This window comes from Thermostichus sp. MS-CIW-40 (assembly GCF_054058315.1).
The window spans coordinates 26,084-47,676 of the sequence record NZ_JBSSAC010000019.1 but is presented as its reverse complement, the minus strand read 5'-3'; the positions used below and the strand labels follow the sequence as shown (position 1 = coordinate 47,676).

At 59.6% G+C, this 21,593-nt stretch carries 20 protein-coding genes and 1 tRNA gene; 8 read left to right on the top strand and 13 right to left on the bottom strand.

Going from position 1 to position 21,593, the window contains the following annotated elements; translation table 11 throughout:
- Positions 1 to 33: 33 nt before the first annotated feature.
- From ACVWXF_RS07860 to gatA, 3 genes are all read left to right on the top strand, one after another.
- A complete protein-coding gene (locus tag ACVWXF_RS07860) occupies positions 34 to 330 on the top strand; it encodes a hypothetical protein (protein ID WP_457385995.1) in 297 nt (98 codons plus the stop codon).
- A 265-nt stretch (positions 331 to 595) separates the two neighbouring features.
- Positions 596 to 1,858 (top strand): RNA-guided endonuclease InsQ/TnpB family protein, encoded by a 1,263-nt coding sequence (locus ACVWXF_RS07855; protein WP_457474093.1) that lies wholly within the window; start codon positions 596 to 598, stop codon positions 1,856 to 1,858.
- A gap of 79 nt (positions 1,859 to 1,937) precedes the next feature.
- Positions 1,938 to 3,470 carry an Asp-tRNA(Asn)/Glu-tRNA(Gln) amidotransferase subunit GatA gene (gene gatA, locus ACVWXF_RS07850; protein WP_457474092.1) on the top strand — a complete coding sequence of 511 codons (1,533 nt, stop codon included), beginning with the start codon at positions 1,938 to 1,940 and terminating at the stop codon, positions 3,468 to 3,470.
- A 17-nt stretch (positions 3,471 to 3,487) separates the two neighbouring features.
- On the opposite strand, the gene psb28 is transcribed toward gatA, so the two are convergent.
- The 4 genes from psb28 to gyrA all read right to left on the bottom strand — a co-directional run bounded on the left by psb28 (position 3,488) and on the right by gyrA (position 8,158).
- Positions 3,488 to 3,802 (bottom strand): photosystem II reaction center protein Psb28, encoded by a 315-nt coding sequence (gene psb28 / locus ACVWXF_RS07845; RefSeq protein ID WP_011433213.1) that lies wholly within the window; start codon positions 3,800 to 3,802, stop codon positions 3,488 to 3,490.
- A 31-nt stretch (positions 3,803 to 3,833) separates the two neighbouring features.
- Positions 3,834 to 5,033: a glycerate kinase family protein gene (locus tag ACVWXF_RS07840; RefSeq protein WP_457474091.1), complete on the bottom strand. Its 1,200-nt coding sequence runs from the start codon at positions 5,031 to 5,033 to the stop codon at positions 3,834 to 3,836.
- A 38-nt stretch (positions 5,034 to 5,071) separates the two neighbouring features.
- Complete coding sequence (locus tag ACVWXF_RS07835; protein WP_414330541.1) at positions 5,072 to 5,443, bottom strand: DUF760 domain-containing protein; 372 nt, start codon at positions 5,441 to 5,443, stop codon at positions 5,072 to 5,074.
- 186 nt (positions 5,444 to 5,629) lie between these two features.
- Entirely contained in the window at positions 5,630 to 8,158 is a 2,529-nt protein-coding gene (gene gyrA / locus ACVWXF_RS07830) for a DNA gyrase subunit A (RefSeq protein ID WP_457474090.1), read from the bottom strand.
- A gap of 409 nt (positions 8,159 to 8,567) precedes the next feature.
- Here gyrA and ACVWXF_RS07825 point away from each other — a divergent pair, with 409 nt between their 5' ends.
- The 3 genes from ACVWXF_RS07825 (at position 8,568) to ACVWXF_RS07815 (ending at position 11,540) form a co-directional block, all read left to right on the top strand.
- The gene (locus tag ACVWXF_RS07825; protein WP_457474095.1) at positions 8,568 to 8,834 is read left to right on the top strand and encodes a hypothetical protein; all 267 of its coding nucleotides are present in this window, start codon (positions 8,568 to 8,570) and stop codon (positions 8,832 to 8,834) included.
- 90 nt (positions 8,835 to 8,924) lie between these two features.
- Complete coding sequence (locus ACVWXF_RS07820; protein ID WP_457474089.1) at positions 8,925 to 10,631, top strand: SulP family inorganic anion transporter; 1,707 nt, start codon at positions 8,925 to 8,927, stop codon at positions 10,629 to 10,631.
- Between the two features lie 69 nt (positions 10,632 to 10,700).
- Positions 10,701 to 11,540, top strand: coding sequence for a DUF6671 family protein (locus ACVWXF_RS07815; protein ID WP_457474088.1), 840 nt, complete (start codon positions 10,701 to 10,703; stop codon positions 11,538 to 11,540).
- Between the two features lie 258 nt (positions 11,541 to 11,798).
- Here ACVWXF_RS07815 and ACVWXF_RS07810 read toward each other — a convergent pair whose 3' ends face one another.
- From ACVWXF_RS07810 to groES, 7 genes are all read right to left on the bottom strand, one after another.
- Positions 11,799 to 13,373, bottom strand: a complete 1,575-nt coding sequence (locus ACVWXF_RS07810; protein WP_457474087.1) for an iron uptake porin — start codon at positions 13,371 to 13,373, stop codon at positions 11,799 to 11,801.
- A gap of 299 nt (positions 13,374 to 13,672) precedes the next feature.
- Positions 13,673 to 13,744 (bottom strand) — tRNA-Val (locus tag ACVWXF_RS07805).
- Between the two features lie 41 nt (positions 13,745 to 13,785).
- Entirely contained in the window at positions 13,786 to 14,949 is a 1,164-nt protein-coding gene (locus tag ACVWXF_RS07800) for a GuaB3 family IMP dehydrogenase-related protein (RefSeq protein WP_457474086.1), read from the bottom strand.
- Between the two features lie 115 nt (positions 14,950 to 15,064).
- Positions 15,065 to 15,859, bottom strand: coding sequence for a DUF429 domain-containing protein (locus ACVWXF_RS07795; protein WP_457474085.1), 795 nt, complete (start codon positions 15,857 to 15,859; stop codon positions 15,065 to 15,067).
- 91 nt (positions 15,860 to 15,950) lie between these two features.
- Complete coding sequence (locus ACVWXF_RS07790) at positions 15,951 to 16,145, bottom strand: hypothetical protein (protein ID WP_457474084.1); 195 nt, start codon at positions 16,143 to 16,145, stop codon at positions 15,951 to 15,953.
- Positions 16,146 to 16,195: 50 nt separating this feature from the next.
- On the bottom strand, positions 16,196 to 17,830 hold the full coding sequence (gene groL, locus ACVWXF_RS07785) for a chaperonin GroEL (RefSeq protein WP_011433224.1): 1,635 nt from the start codon (positions 17,828 to 17,830) through the stop codon (positions 16,196 to 16,198).
- 90 nt (positions 17,831 to 17,920) lie between these two features.
- Positions 17,921 to 18,232 carry a co-chaperone GroES gene (gene groES, locus ACVWXF_RS07780; protein WP_011433225.1) on the bottom strand — a complete coding sequence of 104 codons (312 nt, stop codon included), beginning with the start codon at positions 18,230 to 18,232 and terminating at the stop codon, positions 17,921 to 17,923.
- Between the two features lie 244 nt (positions 18,233 to 18,476).
- On the opposite strand from groES, the gene ACVWXF_RS07775 reads away from it, so the two are divergent.
- A complete protein-coding gene (locus ACVWXF_RS07775; RefSeq protein WP_457474094.1) occupies positions 18,477 to 19,289 on the top strand; it encodes a PhzF family phenazine biosynthesis protein in 813 nt (270 codons plus the stop codon).
- A 64-nt stretch (positions 19,290 to 19,353) separates the two neighbouring features.
- Here the strand turns inward: ACVWXF_RS07775 and ACVWXF_RS07770 are convergent, their stop codons facing one another.
- Positions 19,354 to 20,337, bottom strand: coding sequence for an apocytochrome f (locus ACVWXF_RS07770; RefSeq protein WP_414423627.1), 984 nt, complete (start codon positions 20,335 to 20,337; stop codon positions 19,354 to 19,356).
- 122 nt (positions 20,338 to 20,459) lie between these two features.
- Entirely contained in the window at positions 20,460 to 20,978 is a 519-nt protein-coding gene (locus ACVWXF_RS07765) for a cytochrome b6-f complex iron-sulfur subunit (RefSeq protein WP_457394389.1), read from the bottom strand.
- A 183-nt stretch (positions 20,979 to 21,161) separates the two neighbouring features.
- Here ACVWXF_RS07765 and ACVWXF_RS07760 point away from each other — a divergent pair, with 183 nt between their 5' ends.
- Positions 21,162 to 21,479 carry a DUF3067 family protein gene (locus tag ACVWXF_RS07760; protein WP_414421662.1) on the top strand — a complete coding sequence of 106 codons (318 nt, stop codon included), beginning with the start codon at positions 21,162 to 21,164 and terminating at the stop codon, positions 21,477 to 21,479.
- The last annotated feature ends 114 nt before the right edge of the window (positions 21,480 to 21,593 follow it).

Here is a 21,593-nt window from a genome sequence, read left to right as displayed (position 1 = left end):
AGGATTTCCTTGTTCTGTAGCGCCTTGGTAACCATGACACCTGAGCAAGAGCAGTGGCTGATTCGGGCCGTCCAGGAGTTGCAAGCTGCCCAGCAGAACCAGCAGGTTTTGATCCAAGAGCTGCGGGAAGGGCAGGCGATGCTGGCGCAGTTTTTCCGCGAGGCGCTGGATCGCTTTGACGAGCGCACCCGAGCCATTGAACGGCGCACGGAAGCTGTGGAGCGCCGCACCGAAGCTTTGGAACGGCGCACTGACGAGATGGCCCGAGAGATGCGGGAGATGCGGCAGGAGATTCGGGATCTGCGCCGCGACTTTTTGGAACGGCGGTAGCTTGGGCCCAAGCGCTCTGCATTGCCGACGCCCTCACCCCCAGCCTCTCTCTCTCAGGGAGAGGGGAAATTGGCGGGATTTTGGGTAGGAAGGGATCCCACCTAGATTAACAAAGGAGGGGCGCGGGGAGCTATAAGTCCCGCGCTGTATGCAAAGCATCAGCGTCGGGATACATGGACTCCCCGCACTTGTCGATTCTCTCGATGGGATAAGACAAGTATTTACCAGCAGCTATAGCTTGTGGTAAACTGCCACTATGCTGACCATGAACTACACTTACCGGATCTATCCAGATGCCGCGCAGCAGGCCGAGCTGCGGTCGTGGCTTGAGACGTGCAGAGGCGTGTACAACTACGCTTTGCGCGAACTCAAAGACTGGATTGCTTCCCGTAAGTGTCCCATAGACAGATGCTCACTGGAGAAGGAATACATCATTCCTGCCGATGAGCCATTCCCGTCTTGCTATCGTCAGCAAAATAACCTACCCAAAGCAAAGAAGCAATTCCCGCATTTGGCCAAGGTGCATTCTCAGGTCTTGCAGACTACGATTCGCAGGCTGCATGATACTTGGGAGGCATTCCAGAAGCGGGGATATGGGTTTCCCCGTTTCAAGAAACAAGGCCAATTTAAGTCTTTTGTGTTTCCCCAGTTCAAGGACAATCCCATCTCCGGCAGCAGTATCAAGCTACCAAAGATAGGAAAAGTGCCTATCAACTTGCATCGTCCTATCCCAGATGGGTTCAAGGTCAAGCAGGTGAGGGTACTGTCCAAGGTAAGAGGGACGCAATGGTATGTCGTCGTTACCATCGAATCGGACATATCGGTTCCCGATGCTCCGGTTCACGGTCGTGCGATTGGGATTGATCTGGGATTGGAACGGTTTTTGACGGTTTCAGATGGTAGCTTCCAGGAGCGACCCAAGTTTTTTAGGTCGATGCAACGCAAGCTGAAATTGCTGCAACGCAGAGCGGCACGAAAACAGAAGGGGTCACGAAACTGGGAGAAGGCACAAATCAAAGTTGCCAGAATGCACCATCGGATTGCGAACCGTCGTAAAGATTTCCACCTAAAGACGGCTCATAAGCTTTGTGACCAAGCGCAAACCATCTTTGCAGAAGACCTCAATGTCACAGGCTTGACAGGGGGAATGCTGCGAAAAGATTGTGTCGATGTCGCTTTTGGACAATTTCTGTCTCTGTTGGAATGGGTGTGCTGGAAACGTGGAGTGTACTTCGCTAAAGTCAACTCCAACGGGACTAGCCAAACCTGCCCAAGGTGTTTTGCCACTGTCAGTAAGGGGTTGAAGATTAGAGAGCATCATTGTCCTGAGTGTGGGTATCGAACTCATCGTGACCATGCAGCAGCAGAAATGGTTTTGCATCGTGGACTAGAGAATTTAGTAGCCCAGGGACTCTGGGGAACGGAAACAGCCTGCCAAGTCGTTCTGTCGGGGGTCTATGACCTAGATAAGTGGCGTGGGGCAGGAATGCCTGACCGCGAGGTTAGGAGGCCCGCGCTGTACCCGTAGGGTCAGCGTCGGGAGGATGTCACTCTAGAGGAACTTTGTCTGGCCTCACTGGCATTTGCCCTTCCCCACGAGTTTGCCTATGTCTGTCATCCGTGCCCTCCACAGGCAGTTGGTAACCAAAGAGCGCTCTGCCGAAGAGATCGCCCGCGAATACCTGGAGCGCCTGGCCCAACTGGAGCCGCAGCTCAAGAGCTTTATTACTGTGACCGAGGAACTGGCTCTGCAACAGGCCAGGGCGGTGGACGCCCGCATTCGGGCCGGGGAGGAGATTGGCCCTTTGGCCGGGATCCCGTTAGCTGTCAAAGACAACCTCTGCACCCAAGGGATCCGCACCACCTGCGCTTCCCGGATGCTGGAGGGGTTCATTCCCCCCTACGAGTCAACAGTGACGGCGCGGCTGGCGGCTGCGGGCATGGTGACGGTGGGCAAGACCAACCTAGACGAGTTTGCCATGGGCAGCTCCACGGAAAACTCCGCCTTTCAGCGCACCGCCAATCCCTGGGATCTGACGCGGGTGCCAGGGGGATCCTCTGGGGGATCGGCGGCGGCGGTGGCTGCCGACCAAGCGGTGGTGGCCCTGGGCTCGGATACGGGGGGATCCATCCGTCAGCCGGCAGCTTTTTGCGGGGTGGTGGGCCTGAAACCCACCTATGGGCTGGTGTCCCGCTACGGGCTGGTGGCTTTTGCCTCGTCTTTGGATCAGGTGGGGCCGTTTGGGCGCACGGTGGAGGATGTGGCCCTGCTGCTGCAGGGGATCGCCGGCCATGACCCAATGGACTCCACCAGCCTGAAGGTGGATATCCCGGACTATAGCCAGGCTCTGATCCCGGACATCAAGGGGTTCAAAATCGGGGTGATCCGCGACTTGCTGGGAGAAGGATGCGGCGAGGAGACCCGCGCTGCCGTCCAAGCAGCCATTCAACATCTGCAAGAACTGGGGGCCGAGATCCTGGAGATCGACTGCCCCAGTTTTCGCTATGGCCTAGCCACCTATTACATCATCGCCCCTTCGGAAGCCTCTGCCAACTTGGCCCGCTACGACGGGGTAAAGTACGGCCTGCGGGAACCTGCCGACTCGCTGCTGTCGATGTATGGCAAGACCCGCGCCCACGGCTTTGGGCCAGAAGTCAAGCGGCGCATCATGATCGGCACCTATGCCCTCTCCTCGGGGTACTACGACGCCTACTACCTCAAGGCTCAGAAGGTGCGCACCCTCATCAAGCAGGACTTCCTCAAGGCTTTCGAGAAGGTGGATGTGCTGGTCAGCCCCACCACCCCCACCCCAGCCTTCAAGCTCGGCGAGCGGGAGGATCCCCTCAGCATGTACCTCTGCGACCTGATGACGATCCCGGTGAACCTGGCGGGTTTGCCGGGGCTGAGCCTGCCCTGCGGGTTTGCCGATGGGCTGCCCATTGGCCTGCAAATTGTGGGCAATGCCCTACAGGAGAGCAAGGTGCTGCGGGTGGCCTATGCCTATGAGCAAAGCACCGACTGGCACAAGCGACGGCCCCCGCTGGGGCAGCCCTCAGTTGAAGAGGGCCAGGGATCCGATCCCGGCCAACCTCAAGCCAAGCGCAGATCCGGCAAAAGGAGCAAAAAATCCAAAAGCTGAGGCGGGAAGGGCGGCAACTAGGCCATGCCCATCTGGTTGGCCGCTGAAAAGCGTTCCATAAAGCGCAGGAAGCGATCCCACTCTGCCTCGGTTTCCATGTCGTAGGTCACTTCCAGGGCTTTGAATTCCCCGTTCAGGAACTTGGCCCTGATGTTGCGGGTGGTCAGCTCCCCTTCCTCATCGATCATCCGCATGCCGAGGATGTTTTGCGTATCGGATTTTAGATCCTCGAAGCGGAAAATCGCGGATCCCCGGTTGCCGGTCTTGGATTTCAGCACTCGCACCTGGGTGGGCACCTCTTGGATGCCGGGGGAGAACTCGATACTGGCCATGATGTCCTACGAAACACGATGATTTAAGCCATTATAACCGGCCAATCCCCGCATCCTGCTCCAGAAAATCTCTCAGCTCCTGGGCCGTCATCTGCTCCAGGTGATGGCCGGCCTGCCGTTGGGCTTCTGCCACATCGGGGATCCGGTCGCACAGGGCGCCAACCCGAAGGGGAAGAGGCTGGGCTGCCAACCCAGCGCGCGCTGCCGGAGTCACCTGGCCACAGAGGATGAGCAGGGGTTTTTGGGCTTGGATAGCCTGCTCCAGCACGGCCCCCACCACCTTTCCCATCGTGCTTTGTTCGTCGAGGCAGCCCTCTCCGGTGACGACCAGATGGCAGCGGCGGATGCGCTCCGGCAGGGCCAATTGCCGCGCCAAGAGCTGGATCCCGGACTCCAGAGTGGCCTCCAAAAAAGCCACCAGACCTGCTCCTAAGCCGCCTGCGGCTCCGGCCCCCGGGATCCCGGCCACGGCCTGGCCCAAATCTCGCTCCACCACTTGAGCCCACTGCTGCAGCGCCTGCTCCAACTGCTGCACCTGGGAAGGGGTGGCGCCCTTCTGGGGGGCAAAGACGGCGGCGGCTCCCAACGGGCCAGTGAGGGGGTTTTGCACATCGCAGAGGCCGCGGACCCGTTTCCCCTGCCAACCAGGCTGTTCGGGGGGCTCGATGCGCGCCAGCCGGGCCAGCTCCGCCCCACCCCAGCCGATGGGATCCCCAGCTCCATCCAACAGGCGATAGCCTAAGGCCTGCGCCATGCCCGCCCCTCCATCCACGGTGGCGGATCCCCCCAGTCCTATCCAGATCTCAGCGATGGGATCGCGGCAAACAGCCCGCAGCAGCTCTCCCAGGCCATAAGTGGTGGTGCGGGTGGGATCCCGCCGCTCCGGTGGCACCAAGGTCAGGCCAGCCACCTGGGCCAGCTCCAACAGGGCCAGCTCTCCTGCCACCCCGTACTCCGCCCAGACGGGATCCCCCAGGGGGCCGGTGACCCATAGGCCCTTCTTCTCTCCCCCCAGCGTCGGCAGCAGTACCTCTAGGGTGCCCTCTCCCCCATCGGCCAAGGGGAGCCGCTCCACCTCGGCCTCCGGCAGCACCTGTTGGATCCCGCGGGCCATGCTCTCTGCCGCCGCCGTGGCTGTTAGGGATCCCTTAAAACTATCCGGGCAAACCAAAATCCGCCGCGGTGGGCTGCTGAACTGGGATCCCTTTGCCTGGAAACCCGCATCCAGCATGGAGCCTCCTCGGCGGCGCTAAAAGGTGGATTGCAAGCCTAGCCCTCCTCCTCTGCTGGCGAAGGCTGATCCGCGCTGGCAGGCTGGGAGGCACTGCCCAAAGATTGCTCCAGGGCCAGACGCTGCTCCATGACCCGCAGGAAATAGCCGCCCATCATCGCGCCGGAGAGCATTTTGGCCAAGCTCTCGCGGTTGGTGATGATCTGAACCCCGAATTGATCGGAGGGCAAGCTCCCCACCAAGCTGCGGATGTTGTGGCCCAAGATCTCCAGCACTTCCGGAGAAGAATTGCGGGCAATATCCTGAAAGACGCTGGGATCCTGAGATTGCAAGTATTGCCATAGCCGGTTGTCGGGGCTCGGAGTTTGCAATGCCTCAAAACCAGGGATGAAGTTCAACGGGCTCGCCATGGAGTAACCAAGCTCCACAAACACAGCAGATGCCATCCCAACCGGGCCGCTCGGCCTGATCCCACAGGCCTTTGCCGTTCCCGGAATTTGGGCTATCCCAAAGGTAACACCCCATCTTCACCCCCCTCGGTACGGGATCCCACCCTTCTGCGGCGGCAAATGCCGTACCTAAGTAACGGCCGGGGATCAAGCGCTGGCTTCTGAGGTCTCCTCCTCGGCAACCAAGGCAGCGGGTACCACTGTAACTCCCACAATGCTGTCTTCCGGATCCAGGCGCTGCACCAGCACCCCGGTCGCCTCGCGGGACTGGGTGGGAATGGCCTTGGCCAACTGGCGCATGACAATGCCCCTGGCGGTTACCAACAGGATCTCGTCTTCGGCATTGACGATGCGCAGGGCCGCCAGCTCGTCCGACGCCTGGCGGAACTTGGTGGCGATCACCCCCTTGCCGCCGCGGTTTTGCTGGCGGAAATGGTCGATGGCCGAGCGCTTGCCCCGCCCTTCTTTGGTGATCACCAGCACCCAAGGGTTAGCCAGCTTCTCCCCCTCTCGCTCGGCAGCCATCACCGATTCGGCAGAGATAATATCCATGCTGACGATGTCATCGCCGGCGTTGAGGGTCATGGCCCGCACGCCCCGGGTGGCCCGTCCCAGAGGGCGCAGTTGCTCGTCATCCGCCCGGAAGCGAATGGACATGCCTTGGCGGGTTGCCATGACCACATCGTCGCTGGAGCGGGCGCGGCGTACCCAGCGCAGTTCGTCGTTTTCTTCCAGAGAGATGGCGATCAGGCCGTTGGAGCGCACATTGGCAAAGGCGCTGAGGGCCGTTTTTTTGATGTAGCCGCCGCGGGTGAGCATCACCAGATATTCGTCGTCGCTGAACTGGCTCACCGGCACCATGGACGTAACCCGCTCTTCCCGAGTGATCGGCAGCAACTGAACGATGGCACTGCCACGGGCGGTACGGCTCCCCTGGGGGATCTGGTGGGCGGGCAGGGTGTAGACTACGCCTCGATTGGTGAAAAAGAGGACGGTGTCGTGGCTGCGGCAGGCAAAAAACTGTTCGATGGCATCGTCTTCCTTGATGCGGGCGCCGGCTTTGCCGCGGGTGGCTCGCCCCTGCACCTGGAACTCCTCAAGGCCCATGCGCTTGATGTAGCCCTGCTCGGTTAGAAAGATAACCGTCTCCCGATTTTCGATCAGATCGTCCGTTCCCAGCTCCCCATCCTCCAAACAGAGGCGGGAGCGGCGCGGGCTGGCAAAGCGGGCTTTGAGCTGCTGCAGCTCTTCGCTGATGATCTGCATCACCCGTTCTCGGCGGGCCAGAATATCCCGCAGGTCGGCAATTTGCCTCACCAAGTCTTCGTGCTCGGCCTGGATTTTTTCCGCTTCCAGGGCGGTGAGGCGGCGCAGCTGCATCTGCAGGATCCCGTCGGCTTGGGCTTCACTCAGGCCCAACACCGCCTGCAATTCCTCTCGGGCTGTGGCGGTATCGGCGGCTCCCCGAATGAGGGCAATCACCCGATCCAACTGCCCCAAAGCCAAGAGATAGCCCTGCAGCAGGTGATCCCGCTCTTCGGCTTTTTGCAGCTCGTAGCGGGTGCGCCGCTCGATCACCTCTTCCCGAAAATCCAGAAAAGCCTGCAGCGCGTCCCGCAGGGTCAGGGTGCGCGGCTCGCCGTTGAGGATGGCCAGCATGTTGACCCCGAAGTTGGCCTGCAGGGGGGTTTGCTTGTAGAGGTTGTTGAGCACCACCTGCGGCTGGGCATCCCGCTTCAGCTCGATCACCACCCGCATGCCGCTGCGGTCGCTCTCGTCGCGGATGTCGGCAATGCCTTCCAGTTTTTTCTCGTTGACCAGCTCGGCGATCTTCTCGATCATGGCTGCCTTGTTGGTCTGGTAGGGCAGTTCGGTGATAATGATGGCGTCCCGAACCGGTCGGCCCCGCTGCTCTATGGTTTCGACGGTGGCCACCCCCCGCAGGGTGATGGAGCCGCGCCCGGTGGTGTAGGCTTCTCGGATGCCCTCCTGGCCCATGATCAGCGCCCCGGTGGGGAAGTCGGGGGCCGGGATCCACTGCATCAACTCCAGGCTGGTGAGGTTGGGGTTGTGGATGAGGGCAATCAGGCCGTCCACCAATTCGCCCAAGTTGTGGGGCGGGATGTTGGTGGCCATGCCCACGGCAATGCCGGAAGAGCCGTTCAGGAGCAGCTGCGGGATCCGCGCCGGCAGCACCAGCGGCTCTTGCTGGGATCCGTCGTAGTTGCCGACAAAATCGACAGTGTTGGCGTCAATATCTTGGAGCAGGGCTTCTTGGGCAAAGGCAGTCAGCCGACACTCGGTATAGCGCATGGCTGCCGGCGGATCGTTGTCTACAGAGCCGAAGTTGCCATGCCCATCCACCAGCCGCTCCCGCATGGAGAAATCTTGAGCCATGCGCACCAGCGCATCGTAAACCGCCTGATCCCCATGGGGATGGTATTTCCCGATCACATCCCCCACCACGCGGGCACACTTGCGGAAGGGGCGATCCGCCGTCAGGCCCAACTCGTGCATAGCGTAGAGAATGCGGCGGTGCACCGGCTTCAGGCCATCCCGCGCATCTGGCAAAGCCCTCCCGACGATCACGCTCATGGCGTATTCCAGGTAGGACTGCGACATCTCCCGCTGCAGGTCGGTGGAGATGATGCGCGCCGTCGATTCGTTGTCGCTCATGGGGTTGGGTTATCCGTAAGGGATCCCAGTCGGCCTTGGCGCAGTGGGTTCATGGAAGTTTATCGAGAAGCCAACCTTGGCCGTGGCAGAGTAAACTACCCGACCCTGACTGCTTCGCAGTACGGGGCGGGCTTTCGGTAGCCCTGCAGTTAGTAAACTAACCACGAGCCTCTGGGCTGGTTTACGGGCAGCCCCAATCGACCGTTACCAGTGCCCTAAACAGCCGTTTCTGGTGTCCGCAGAATTATTATAGCATTCCTCCCGACACTGACCCTACGGGTACAGTGCGGGGCTCCTGCGCTAGTAAGCTGAAGGTGATTGAATTGAGCAGAAAGCTTTTGTATTCCCAGTCTACCATTCGCCCTTTGTGAAGGCCGGCTGACTTCCAGTAGGAGAGGCTCGGTGGTTCATCGGCGGCCCTCTCTACAGCCTCATGGATCGAGATTTACAGGTGGGCCAAGCGGAGCTGATCATTACCCTGACCGGCATCGACGACACCTTTTCCCAAACCATCCATGCTCGCCACTCCTACTTGGCCGATGAGATTCTCTGGAACCACCGATTTGCCGATATTCTCCACCTGGACAGCAATGGGCATCGCTATGTGGACTACTCTCGCTTTCACACAACTCTACCGGCTCAAGCCCCATGCCCTCGCTTGGAGGGGAATCCTTGAGGGAAACTATAGAAGAAAATCTATTCTCTAGCATGATCTCTATAGTAACGTTCAATGATAGGCTGCCCATAGCGTGGAGGGCTTTGGGGCATGCTGAGCCAAGCGAAAGAACAACAGTCCGGCGGCAAGAGATTTCTGGATTGGCACCGACGTCTGAGCCTAGACAACTGGCGCGGGGATCTCTTCGGCGGGCTGACGACGGCGATTGTTTCCTTGCCGATGGCCTTGGCCTTTGGGGTGGCTTCGGGGGCAGGGCCGGTGGCGGGCTTGTACGGAGCAGTATGCGTGGGCTTTTTTGCGGCTCTGTTTGGGGGTACGCCCACGCTCATCTCCGAACCCACCGGGCCGATGACTGTGATGATGACGGCGGTGGTTGCTAATGTTACAGCTCGTTACCCGGAGCAGGGGCTGGGGCCGGCCTTCACCGTGGTGATGCTGGGGGGCTTATTTCAGATCCTGTTTGGATCCCTGAAACTGGGCAAGTACATCACCCTCATGCCCTACAGCGTTATCTCCGGCTTTATGTCCGGGATCGGCTGGATCATGATTTTGCTGCAGATCCCGCCGCTTTTGGGCCACGCCAGCCAGGGGGGAGTGATTGGGGCGGTGCAGAACCTGCCGACCTACCTGCTCAACCTCAAGATGCCAGAGCTGGGGCTGGGGCTGCTGACGCTTGCCATCCTTTTTGGCTATCCCAAGCCCTGGCGACGGGTGGTGCCGCCGCAGTTGGTGGCTTTGGTGTTGGGAACGCTGGTGGCCAGCTTGTTCATGGCCGATTGGGATTTGCGGCGCATTGGCCCTATCCCCACCGGTTTGCCGCAGTTGCAGTGGCCGCAGTTGCCCTTTGCTTCCCTGGCCAACTTGGTGCTGGATGGGGTGGTGCTGGGGATGCTGGGCTGCATCGATACCCTCTTGACGGCGGTGATTGCCGATAACCTCACCCGCACCCGCCACGACTCCGACCAAGAGCTGATCGGGCAGGGGATCGCCAATATTGTCTCTGGCTTCCTGGGGGGCTTACCGGGAGCCGGCGCCACCATGGGCACAGTGGTGAACATCCAGTCGGGCGGACGTACCCCTCTAGCCGGCATTACCCGAGCGTTAATCCTGCTGATGGTGGTGCTGTTTGCCGCTCCCCTCACGCAAGGGATCCCAATGGCGGTGCTGGCAGGGATCGCCTTTAAGGTGGGGGTGGATATCCTCGACTGGAGCTTCCTCAAGCGGGCCCACCGCCTTTCCCTCAAAGGGGCAGCCATCATGTACGGAGTGATGTTCATGACGGTGTTTGTGGATCTCATCGCCGCCGTAGGGGTGGGGGTGTTTGTGGCCAACTTGCTCACTATTCAACGCCTCAGCGAGATCCACTCCGAAGAGGTGAAAGCCATTACCGATGCCGATGATGCGGTGGATCTCACTCCCCGTGAGAGGGAATTGCTGCGCCAGGGATGCGGGCAGGTGTTGCTGTTTTACCTGAGCGGGCCGATGATCTTCGGGGTTTCCCAAGCCATTTCCCGCCAACATCAGGCGGTGGCCTCCTGCCAAGCGCTGGTGGTGGATCTATCAGATGTGCCGATGCTGGGAGTTTCGGCGACGCTATCCTTGGAAAATGCCATCCGCGAGGCCCTGGATCGGGGCAAACAGGTGTGGATTGTTGGGGCCAAGGGTCGGATCCGGCAGCGCCTAGAAAGCCTGCATCTGCCACTGTCCCCAGAGCGGTTTGTGGACAGCCGTGAGGTGGCCTTGGCCGAGGCTGTTGCCCAGTTGGGCTTGCCGCTCGAGGCCAGTCCCCTGGTTTGAGTAACCCCAATTGGCCTGAGCCACAAAGCTGCGGGATCCGTTTGCCAGATCTAGGTTAAGTCTGAGTCTATGCAATGGAAGGGTCGGGTCGCCTACTTGGCAACCATGCATCGCAAAGAGCAGGTCATCGGCCCTCTCTTGGCCGAACATTTGGGGATCCAAGTTCAAGTAGTAGCTTTCGACACCGACCAACTGGGCACCTTCTCGCGGGAGCGGCCCCGACCGGGGGATCCCCTACAGACTCTGCGCCTGAAGATTGAAAGGGCTCGACAAGCTCATCCCGTCTCCTTGGTTTTGGCCAGCGAGGGATCCTTTGGCCCCCACCCCCAGATCCCTTGGATCCCTTGGAATCAGGAGTGGGTCATGCTCAGGGTTTTTGAACCCGGCGCGGAGCCCTTGGAGCTGGTCGGCTATGCAGAGAGCACCCAAACCAATTTCAGCCATCGCTGGGTGCAGAGCTGGGCAGAAGCGCTGGACTTTGCCCAAAGGGCGGGTTTTCCCCAGCATGCCCTGATTGCCCTCGACCGGCCAGAAAAGCCTCAGGTCATCCACAAAGGAATCCAAGATGAAGAGACCCTGAAGCAGGTGGTGGGGGAGATGCTGACTCGGCAAGGGGGCCTTCATCTGGAAACCGACATGCGGGCCATGTGCAACCCAACCCGGCTCCAGGTTATCGCAGCCGCCACCCAAAACCTAATCGCCAAGGCCCAAAGCCTGTGCCCGGCCTGCGGCACTCCCGGCTACTGGCGGATCCGCTCGATCTCTGGACTGCCCTGCGGCCAGTGTGGCGCCCCCACCCCTGTAACCAAGGCGTGGGTATATGGCTGTGCCCGCTGTTCCCATACCCACACCGAGCCTGTGGCAGAGCCTTGGGCGGATCCCGCTCAGTGTGCTTTCTGTAATCCCTAGCCTTGTCTTGAGCCCGACCTCAGGCTCTCCAGAGCCGGCATTGTCATCCCCGCAGAGGAGTTGTAGTCGTTTCAGGTTAGGGTGAGACACCTGGGCTATAGAGAAAAAGCCCTTCGCTGTATGCACTCAACGTTTCAGACGTGGGTGCAGTGTCCTAGTCTGAATCGAAATGACCATAAAGGAAGGTTTGAACCAAAAAAGGGATCCACTGCAGTGGATCCCCTAACCAGCTATGAACCTGCAAAAGAGGTCAACTCATCAGAAGTTGAACACAGCCCGCAGAGCACCTACACCAATGGTTGGGTCGTTGTCCCCAGGTAGAGCACCATTGGGGTTGCTCACAAAGTAGGCCGCCGGGGTAAGGGTGAGGTACTCGTTCACCGGGAAGCTGTAGTAAACATCCACAATGAACGGGCGGGTATCCCAAACTCCTTCATTTTTGGTGGTCACAATTGGCTGGCCAAAAACCACACCCCCTTGAGCACCCTCAATGAACAGATCTGGGAAGGCGAAGCCAAACAGGAATCCGTTAAAATCTTCATCACCCGGATCGATGGTGCCAGCCGGTACCACATTGGGCAAGTTGTAATCCACATTGCCAGCCGTAAACCAGCCAGACAAGGTAATGCGAGGGCTAAGCTCCCAGTTGGCTGCGACTGTAAAGGCGTTTACCCGCGCAGAGACATCGGCCTGCGTTGCCGGTCCGCGGAAAAGGGGTGTACCGCTGGCCAGGAAGGTGGGGCCGTCATTTGCTTGCTGCAGATAGGTACTGGCAAACTGCAGGTAGATCTCCAGGTTTTCATTCGGCAGGAAGCCCAGCTCCACCACGTGGGCACTGTCGCTACCGGTTATACCGCTGTCGCCGAAGCCGTTGCCCAAGGCTTGAGCGTTCCTGGTGCTGTAGGCGTAGGCTAAACGAAACTGGTCGCTCAAACGGTAGCGAAAACCAAATAGGGTTCCGCTGGGCACATCTGCCGTAGATTTGGGAGGATCGGCAAAGTCCGACAGGGCATCAAAGGGCGTGCTGTACTGCAGAACGCTCCCCACTCCCGTACCCGTAATGCCCGTGTAGATAGTAGCAGCGCGGTCGAAAGCAGGGAATTGATAAACCAGCTGGGCCAGGGTGAAAGTGCCACCGCCACCACCGCCAAAGCCAAGGCCGGGATCCCCATCAAAGAACTCAGTCACAGCGTTGCGAGCTTGGAGACGAATGCGCAGGCGATCGCGACCCACAAAAGAGGCATCGAAGTTCAAGCGTACCCGATAGGGAAGAGTCATGTTGGCTTGGTTTTGCTCTGCTACTACCTTCCCATCAACAACTCTGTCTTCCGTGAGAGCGCTGCCTACAACAGCGGCGATGACTTGGGCATTCAACTTGGTAACCGGGTTGAAGACCTTCCCTTTCAAATCAGTAACATCGGCTTCCAGGGCATCCACCCGCCCGCGCAGGGCTGCCAGCTCAGCAGCAAATTCCTCTTGCAAGCGCTGCAGAGTGGCCAAGTCTTCCTTGGAGACTTTGTCGGCCAAACCGGCTGCAATCAACTCATTGATGCGATCCAAGCAGGCGTTCATACCGGCGGCAAACTCAAAGCGAGTCATAGCCCGGTTGCCGCGGAAGGTGCGGTCAGGGTAGCCGGCAATACAACCGTAGCGCTCCACCAAGGATTGCAGGGCTTGGAAGGCCCAGTCGGTGGGCTGCACATCCGAAAGCTCAGAGATGGAGGTGACCGGCCCGGTAGCTTGGGCATAAGCCACTCCAGGGGTCAGGATCGCTGCTGCACCCAGAGTGCCGGCCAGCAGCGTTTTCCAGTAGTTCGCGTGTTTCGCGGGCATGTTTCTCTCCTTGTTCTTTTCCTCACACCTTTTTGGCTGTAGGGATGTCCTCATAGAAGCGACAAACTGCCTACCTCAACAACGAGCCTGGCAATTGGGGACTCTGGGAAGACATAATACAGCCGAAATCCACATCGTCTACCACTTTACACACTTTCTGGGCAAGACTCAATGCGAGACCCAACTGCGGTAGATGATCGAGGCTCGATATCCACTACTCTACCTCAGGGATCCGGCTCTGGCTAGCGGGTGTATCTCAAACTGAGACAGAGCTCTCAAGCTGCAAGCTCCGGTGGGGATGGGCGGTACCGGACTCGAACCAGTGACATCCTGCTTGTAAGGCAGGCGCTCTACCGCTGAGCTAACCGCCCCCGAGGGATCCCAGTCCACCGAGTTTAGCATTCCCAAGGGACTATTTCCCCATACCTAAGCTCTGCGCCTTCTGGTACACCTTGCCCTCGGTCAGGAGGGAGGGGGCGATGCAGATCTCCACCTGCTGCATTTCTCGGAGATTGGCAGCCCCCAGGGTGGCCATGCTAGTGCGCAGAGCACCCCAGAGGTTGTGGGTACCGTCGTCCAGGCGGGCGGGGCCGCGCAAGATTTCTTCCAAGGTGCCGGTGGATCCCACGCGGATGCGGGTGCCGCGGGGCAAGATGGGGCTGGGGGTAGCCATGCCCCAATGAAAGCCGCGACCGGGGGCCTCATAGGCGCGGGCCAAGGGGGATCCGATCATCACTGCGTCCGCTCCACAGGCGATGGCCTTGCAAATATCGCCGCCGGTCACCAATCCCCCATCGGCAATCACAGGGACATAGGTGCCGGTTTCCGCCAAAAACTGCTCCCGTGCAGCGGCACAGTCGGCGATGGCCGTAGCCTGCGGCACTCCCACCCCCAACACGCCTCGGGAGGTACAGGCAGCGCCAGGGCCGATCCCCACCAAGACACCGGCAGCTCCGGCCTGCATCAGCTCCAGAGCAACATCGTAGGTAACACAGTTGCCCACCACAACAGGAATGGGCATCGACCGGCAAAATTGGGCCAGATCCAGCAGTTCCATGCCTTCGGGAACCTTGTGGTGAACGGAAACCACCGTGGCCTGAACGAAAAACAGATCCCCCCCGGCTTCCGCCACCAGGGGGCCGTATTGGGCGGCGTGGGCGGGCACACTGCTGGCTGCTGCAATGGCGCCACCGGCCTTGATTTGGCGGATGCGCTCTTGAATTAGATCCGGCTTTACAGGTTCGCTGTAGAGGCGCTGCATTAGGGGCACAAACTCGTCTTTGCCCACCGACGCAATCTGATCCAACACCTCATCGGGATCGGCGTAGCGGGTTTGGATCCCATCCAGGTTCAACACCCCGAAAGCTCCCAGCTCCGAGAGCAAAATGGCCATTCGCACATCCACCACGCCATCCATGGCGCTGGCGATGATGGGGATTTGCCGTTGGATCCCTCCCAGGGTGAAGTGGGTATCCACCAGGCTGGGATCCAGCGTTCGTCTGCCTGGGGCCAGCGCGATCTCATCCAGCCCGTAAGCGCGTCTTGCCTGCCGATTGCGGCCCAGTTGCACGTCCATTTTTCCCCTGTTCTGCGGATCCCTTGTTTTTATCATGCCGCCAAGGAGGGATCCAAGGCTAGCGAGAGTTTTGTTCTTCTGGTTGGGATTTCCACCTGCGATCCCGGAGCGGGTCTCAATCAGCCTCAGAGGTTCGAGGGGGCAAGGGCGTGAAAATGTGCCCTTCTTGCAGGTTGCCGAAACTGCGGCAGCGCTCGGATCCCCAGCGGAACCCGTAGAGGGCGATGTAAGCACACATCAAGGCATCCACTTGATCTTCGTAGTTTTTGAGTCGACGGCCCTTGAGGGATCCCACCTCCACTTGGAGCAACGCTTCGTGGCCCCCGAGAGCTGGGTCAGCGGCGGCTAGAGAGTGCAGATGATGCTGGTAAAGCCGCCAGGCTTGTTGCCGTTCTGGCCAGGTGCGTCGGGGGCGAGCCTTGTATTTCAGGGTGCGGCTGAGGCCGAAGAGACTGACCAAGGCGCTGTGGGGGAAGACCTCGGTCACTTGGCGGGTAAGCTTTCCTCGCTCGATGTTGGCCTGCTCCCCAAAACCATAGCGCGAGAGAGCCTGCACCAGGGCTTCTCCTCTGACTTGGCCGTTCTTTGCCAGTAACCGGCGGTTGGCCGGGTGGGCCCCGGCTGCATAGGCGCGAAACACCCGGTTCAGTTCGGCCTCGGCCCGCCGTTGTCCTGTGAGGTTGGGAACCCGCAAGGGCGCATCCACCGCCACCAAGCAGGGATCTTCGCCCGCCTGAGCTTGAATATAGTCCAGGATCTCCTCATCCGTTTGGAGAATGCGGCTATCGACCAGATGGCCTGTCAAGTTCTGCCTGCCGGGATCCCCGAGCTGGACTCGCAGCGTGGCCAGACCGGAAGGGTTGCGGGTTGACCAGGCCAGATCCAGGCCAATGCAAATCAACTGAGCCACACCGCCTTCCCCTTTTCCTCAAGTTCGACAGATCAAAGCCATTTCCAAGAGCCAGTTTGAGGCAGTTCCCGATTGCATGGCTCCGGCGCCCTCACCCCCAGCCCCTCTCCCAAAGGTAGAGGGGGATCAACGTCACAGACAGTTGCGCTGCTGTTGCATGGGTATTGGGAATGATCCCGCCAGCTCGCCTGTCTTGATAAAAAATCAAAATCCATAAAAAAGGGATCCCACCAGGGGATCCCGAAAGATTCATCCAAGATGCCTGGCCAGGAAGCGAAGTGCCCATGGGCTCTTCGGTGAGCCTCAGGGATCCACCTCGCTGTGGCGGTCAACGGATTAGTAGTCGTAGTCACTCATGCCGCTGCCGCTGCTTGCCGGCGTGTTGGTCTTGGGCTCCGGCTTGTCCACCACGATTGCTTCGGTGGTCAGCACCATCCCCGCAATGGAAGCGGCGTTTTGCAGGGCAGAACGGGTAACCTTGGCCGGGTCTACAATGCCCGCCTCGAACATATCCACGAAGGCGTCGTTCTGGGCATCGTAGCCGGTGTTGAAGGGCTTGTCTTTCACCCGCTCCAGCACAATGGAGCCGTTTTGGCCGGCGTTCTCAGCAATGCGGCGCAGCGGAGCGCCCAGAGCGCGGGCGACCAGGTTGGCCCCCACCAGTTCATCGCCGGACAGGTTGGCTTGCGCCCACTCGGTTACCACTGGGATCAGGTGTGCCAAGGTGGTGCCGCCGCCGGGAACGATCCCTTCTTCTACCGCCGCTTTGGTGGCGTTAATGGCATCTTCCAGGCGCAACTTGCGGTCTTTCATCTCGGTTTCAGTGGCCGCGCCCACTTTGATCACCGCCACGCCGCCGGAGAGCTTGGCCAGGCGCTCTTGCAGTTTTTCTTTGTCGTAGGTGGAGTCGGTTTCCTCAATTTGACGGCGAATTTGCTCGCAACGAGCTTTCACGGCCGCTTCGTTGCCTTCCGCCACGATGGTGGTATTGTCTTTGGTTACCGTGACGCGACGGGCAGTGCCGAAGGAATCGAGGCGAGCGTTCTCCAGCTTCAGGCCGCGCTCTTCGCTGATCACCTCACCACCGGTCAGGATGGCAATGTCTTCCAACATAGCCTTGCGGCGATCCCCAAAGCCAGGGGCTTTTACCGCTACCACGCTCAGCACACCCCGCAGCTTGTTCACCACCAGGGTAGCCAGCGCTTCTTTCTCAATGTCTTCGGCGATGATCAGCAGAGGACGACCGGCGCGGGCCACCTGCTCCAGAACCGGTACCAGGTCTTGCACCAGGGTGATCTTCTTATCGGTGATGAGGATGTAGGGGTTTTCCAGAACCGCTTCCATCCGCTCGGTATCGGTGACGAAGTAAGGGGAGATGTAGCCCTTGTCGAAGCGCATCCCTTCCGTCACTTCCAGCTCGGTGGTCATGGACTTGCCTTCTTCCAGGGAGATCACCCCTTCGCGGCCCACCTTGTCCATGGCCTCGGCAATCATACGGCCCACTTCTTCATCGTTACCGGCGGAAATGGCCGCCACCTGGGCAATGGCTTTGGAATCTTCGACCGGGCGGGCATGCTCGGCGATCTTGTCTACCAAGAACTTCACCGCCTTGTCGATCCCCCGCTTTAGGGCAATCGGGTTGGCGCCGGCAGCCACGTTTTTCAGACCTTCTTTCACCATGGCGTGAGCCAAGACCGTGGCCGTGGTGGTCCCATCCCCAGCCGTGTCATTGGTCTTGGAAGCCGCCTGCCGGATCAAGGAAACGCCTGTGTTCTCAATGTGGTCTTCCAGCTCGATTTCTTTGGCAATGGTTACCCCGTCGTTGATGATTTGGGGGGCGCCAAACTTCTTCTCCAGCACGACGTTGCGCCCTTTGGGACCCAGGGTAACGGCTACGGCTTCTGCCAAAATATCCATGCCGTGCTCTAGAGCGCGGCGGGCTTCTTCACTGAAGATGATTGATTTGGCCATAGTCAACCTCTCCGATGCAAATGCAGGTAAGGGTGAAACAGAGTCTCAAGGATTCAATCGTTCGTTGAACTGCTGCTGAATCACTGACCATTACTGAACAATGGCGAGAATGTCCCGCTCGGCCAACAGCACATATTCATCGCTGCCCAGCTTGACTTCGGTTCCGGCATACTTGGAGTAGAGCACTTTGTCGCCGGCTTTCAGTTCCATCGGGATCAGCTTGCCCTCGTCGTTGCGCTTGCCAGGGCCAACAGCAACCACTTCCCCCACCTGGGGCTTTTCCTTGGCAGTGTCCGGCAAGAAGATCCCACCTGCGGTTTTCTCGTCCTGCTGAGCGATTTTGACCAGCACGCGGTCGCCCAGCGGCTTCAGGGTAGAGACGTTAAGAGCTACTGCAGCCATGACGAATGTCCTCCGTGATCCTAAAGCACGAAGCTGAAGTTTTCATTTCCATTAGTTCCACTTCCCCGAAGGGAAGCGACTTAGCACTCTCGACTTACGAGTGCTAGTTTATCAGCCAACTTTCTGGCCTGACAATAGCCTTTGTCAGCGGGATCCCGCTTTTGGCAGGTGCGGTCGGGGTGCGGATCCCCCTACTTTGGGGTCTGCTGTGGGATCATGACCTGAGTTGGGCTTGGTTGAGAAGGTGTGGATCCCGTTTTTTCAGGTGGATGCATTTACGGCGGTGCCTTTCGGCGGCAATCCGGCAGCGGTGTGTCTGCTGCCCCAGGAGTTGCCAGAGGCGCTGATGCAAGCCATTGCGGCGGAGAACAATGTATCGGAGACGGCTTTTTTACTTCCCCAGGGATCCCAGGGCGAGGTTCCCCACTATGGTCTGCGCTGGTTTACGCCGACGACGGAGGTGGATCTCTGTGGCCACGCCACCTTGGCTGGTGCCCATGTTCTGTTCACCGAGGTGCATCCCCAGGCGGAGAGGGTAGCCTTTTCCACCCGCAGTGGCCTGTTGCAGGTGCGGCGGCAAGGGGATCGCTTGGCCATGGATTTTCCTGCTCAAACTCCGGAACCTTGGCCAGAAGCCAAGGAGCAGGTGGCAGCGGCTTTAGGGATCCCACCTGTGGAGCTGTACCGCGGGGGTATGGGGGTGGCGGTGCTGGCTTCGGCGGGACAGGTGCAGCAGGTGCAACCGGATCTGGCCCAGGTTCAAGCACTCCCCGTTCCGGGGTTGATCGTCACAGCCTCTGGGGCGGATCTAGAGGATGGGCCGGATTTCGTCTGCCGCGTTTTCGCTCCTCGGCTGGGGATCCCGGAGGATCCGGTGACGGGATCCGCCCAGTGTCTTTTGATGCCCTATTGGGCCAAACGCCTGGGCCGACTTGATTTGAAGGCTCACCAGCTCTCGGCCCGCGGGGGCGAGCTGTGGTGCCGAGATCGAGGCTCACGGGTGGAGATTGCTGGGCAAGCAGTGCTGGTGATCAGAGGAGAGCTGAGGCTGCCTTAGAACCCTACCGAACAAAAAACACCCCGGATATGCTTCCGAGGTGCAGGCCAGGAAAGAGCTTGAGCTAGCCAAGGATTTCGGCGGCTTGAATGAGCTCCACCTGCTTTTTCTTGAGCACCAATAAGAGCTGGGCAATCGTAACGGCTGCCAGGAAAGCCACCAGCCATTTCACCCGCTCCGGGCTTTGCAGCACCAGATCCCGCTCCACCTGGCCAAAGCCGCCCACATTGGGATTGTTGGTGACGGGATCCCCTTCTTTGACGCTGTCGCCAACGGCAACCACCAGTTCCGGCCCAGGCGGCACCACCAGGTTTTGGATCCCGCTTTCGGTCTCGAAGCTGAGAACTCTCGTGCCCGGCAGCTCGTATTCCGGGGGCACCAGGCTGGCCAATTCAGCCGGCAGATCGCTGATATCGGAGTTGAGGGTGGCGATGTTGACTAGACGCCCGGTGGCCGGAGCGCGGAAAACGTTGTTGTTGCTGAGGCTGCCGTCGGGGTTGAGCTGACCGCGACCCCGGTTGGCCCCAATGTAAACGCGATACTTCATGAAGGCCACCGAGGGATCCTCTTTCGGGTCAGGGGCCACCACTGGAAAGACGATTTCTTGATGCTGCTCGCCCGGCAAAGGCCCGACCAGGAGGATGTTGGGCTTCGCGTCGCTGTAGGGGGTGATGTAGGTCTCGGCAGTTTCTTGCCGTTGTTCCTCGGTCATCTCGGCTTCGGTGGCTAAACGGAAGCCCTCCGGCAAGACCACCACCGCGCCCACATTCAACCCACCCTTGCTGCCGTCTGCCAGCACCTGCTGCTTGCTCAGGTCATAAGGGATCCCAACTTTGATGGTGAACACCTGGCCGGGGGTGACGGCCTGGGGCACCTCGGCGCGAGTGGGCATGGCGTTCAGGTGGCAGTTGGCACAGACAATTTTTCCAGTCGCCTCGCGGGGGTTGTCGTAGGCCATCTGGGCGTAATAGGGGTAGGCTGCCGCCGGACGTGCCCCCATCCCCAGCAACAGCAGCAGCCCACAGAAGGCCAAGCAGATTCGCTTCATAACTCTCAGCTCAGAATGAATTTCCATCACAGGTTTAGGACACAGTCTTGGAACAGCCATCTCGACAATTTGCCCCAAATCGTTCGGCAAAAGCCGGCACAGCCAGCGGGATCCCTTGCCCTTTAGGTTTCCCGGAAATCGGGGCCTTGCCAAGGGCTGAAGCGGACGTTGTCGCCATCCACAGTGGCGCTCACCAGCTCCAGCGAGCGGGGAGCCGGTCCCCGGATCACCTTGCCATTGGCCGCATACTGGGATCCGTGGCAAGGGCACTTAAACAAGTTTTCCCCCACATTCCAGGGCACCACGCAACCGAGGTGGGTACAAACCGCGTTGAGGCCATAGTTGGCCACCGCCCCGTTGTCGATCACGATGTAGGTGGGATCCCCTTTCAAACCTTGGGCCAGCACCCGGTCCGTGGCAGCATGGGTGGCCAACAGTTCACTGACGCTGATGGGCTTGCCGAGGGCGTCCTGAGCGATGACGCCTTCCCCCCCTCCACCGGCAGAGGGCGGAATAAAGTACTTCACCACCGGGTAGAGGGCGCCCACCACCACGACTCCCACAGAGCCGCTGAGCAGGGCATTGAGAAGAACCCGCCGGCTCATGGGGGGCGCTTCAAAGTTGCTAACCGCTTCCGTCATAATGGCAAATGCAGACCTGAGAAGTTTTAACGTTCGTTGACAAGCGACATCATCCTAACCGACCCCTCTGGCCAATATCGTTAAGAAATGCAACGCTGTAAGAGGCCGTGGCCTTCCTTCCCAAGGTGAGCGGTCCACCCAGCGCGATTGGAGCCAGATCCAAGCCAGCCTCAGACAAGTCTGATGAAGGGATCCGACTTTCAAGCTTTGTTGCGCGAGAAGTGGGGCTGTTCCTACGACGTACAGTTGCGCCGTATCCAGCAGAAGGTGGTGCTGCTGGTGATGTGGCGCTACCTGGAGCAGCCCTCCTTCCCCTTGAGCGAGGCCGAGTATTTGGCCCACTTGGAGAACGTGCTGGCCCATTTGCAGGCTTGGGGGGTGTGGGAAGCGGTGCGTCGGGAAATCGAAGCCACCCGTCAGAGACCCCGTATGGGCAAAGCGGTGGCCATTCCTCTGGATTTGCAGAAGGTGGGGGAGCGAGTCTCCGAGTGGTTGTTGTGAGTTCTCCTGGGGAGAAAGAAGTCCAAGCAAACCTAAGCGCCGGATTCGCCGGCTGGCAAAGAAACTCGAATCTGTCTCGGCCTAAACGGTAGACCGGGAGTTTGCCCAACGGCC

Bases quoted from the DNA above. Each gene is read 5' to 3' on its own strand.
- ACVWXF_RS07790 (WP_457474084.1), bottom strand. From the start codon at position 16,145: ATGGGCACTTCGCTTCCTGGCCAGGCATCTTGGATGAATCTTTCGGGA.
- ACVWXF_RS07810 (WP_457474087.1), bottom strand. From the start codon at position 13,373: ATGCCCGCGAAACACGCGAACTACTGGAAAACGCTGCTGGCCGGCACT.
- ACVWXF_RS07820 (WP_457474089.1), top strand. From the start codon at position 8,925: ATGCTGAGCCAAGCGAAAGAACAACAGTCCGGCGGCAAGAGATTTCTG.
- ACVWXF_RS07800 (WP_457474086.1), bottom strand. From the start codon at position 14,949: ATGGACGTGCAACTGGGCCGCAATCGGCAGGCAAGACGCGCTTACGGG.
- ACVWXF_RS07765 (WP_457394389.1), bottom strand. From the start codon at position 20,978: ATGACGGAAGCGGTTAGCAACTTTGAAGCGCCCCCCATGAGCCGGCGG.
- ACVWXF_RS07760 (WP_414421662.1), top strand. From the start codon at position 21,162: ATGAAGGGATCCGACTTTCAAGCTTTGTTGCGCGAGAAGTGGGGCTGT.
- gatA (WP_457474092.1), top strand. From the start codon at position 1,938: ATGTCTGTCATCCGTGCCCTCCACAGGCAGTTGGTAACCAAAGAGCGC.
- ACVWXF_RS07835 (WP_414330541.1), bottom strand. From the start codon at position 5,443: ATGGCGAGCCCGTTGAACTTCATCCCTGGTTTTGAGGCATTGCAAACT.
- ACVWXF_RS07860 (WP_457385995.1), top strand. From the start codon at position 34: ATGACACCTGAGCAAGAGCAGTGGCTGATTCGGGCCGTCCAGGAGTTG.
- ACVWXF_RS07770 (WP_414423627.1), bottom strand. From the start codon at position 20,337: ATGAAGCGAATCTGCTTGGCCTTCTGTGGGCTGCTGCTGTTGCTGGGG.
- groES (WP_011433225.1), bottom strand. From the start codon at position 18,232: ATGGCTGCAGTAGCTCTTAACGTCTCTACCCTGAAGCCGCTGGGCGAC.
- groL (WP_011433224.1), bottom strand. From the start codon at position 17,830: ATGGCCAAATCAATCATCTTCAGTGAAGAAGCCCGCCGCGCTCTAGAG.
- ACVWXF_RS07840 (WP_457474091.1), bottom strand. From the start codon at position 5,033: ATGCTGGATGCGGGTTTCCAGGCAAAGGGATCCCAGTTCAGCAGCCCA.
- ACVWXF_RS07815 (WP_457474088.1), top strand. From the start codon at position 10,701: ATGCAATGGAAGGGTCGGGTCGCCTACTTGGCAACCATGCATCGCAAA.
- ACVWXF_RS07855 (WP_457474093.1), top strand. From the start codon at position 596: ATGAACTACACTTACCGGATCTATCCAGATGCCGCGCAGCAGGCCGAG.
- psb28 (WP_011433213.1), bottom strand. From the start codon at position 3,802: ATGGCCAGTATCGAGTTCTCCCCCGGCATCCAAGAGGTGCCCACCCAG.
- gyrA (WP_457474090.1), bottom strand. From the start codon at position 8,158: ATGAGCGACAACGAATCGACGGCGCGCATCATCTCCACCGACCTGCAG.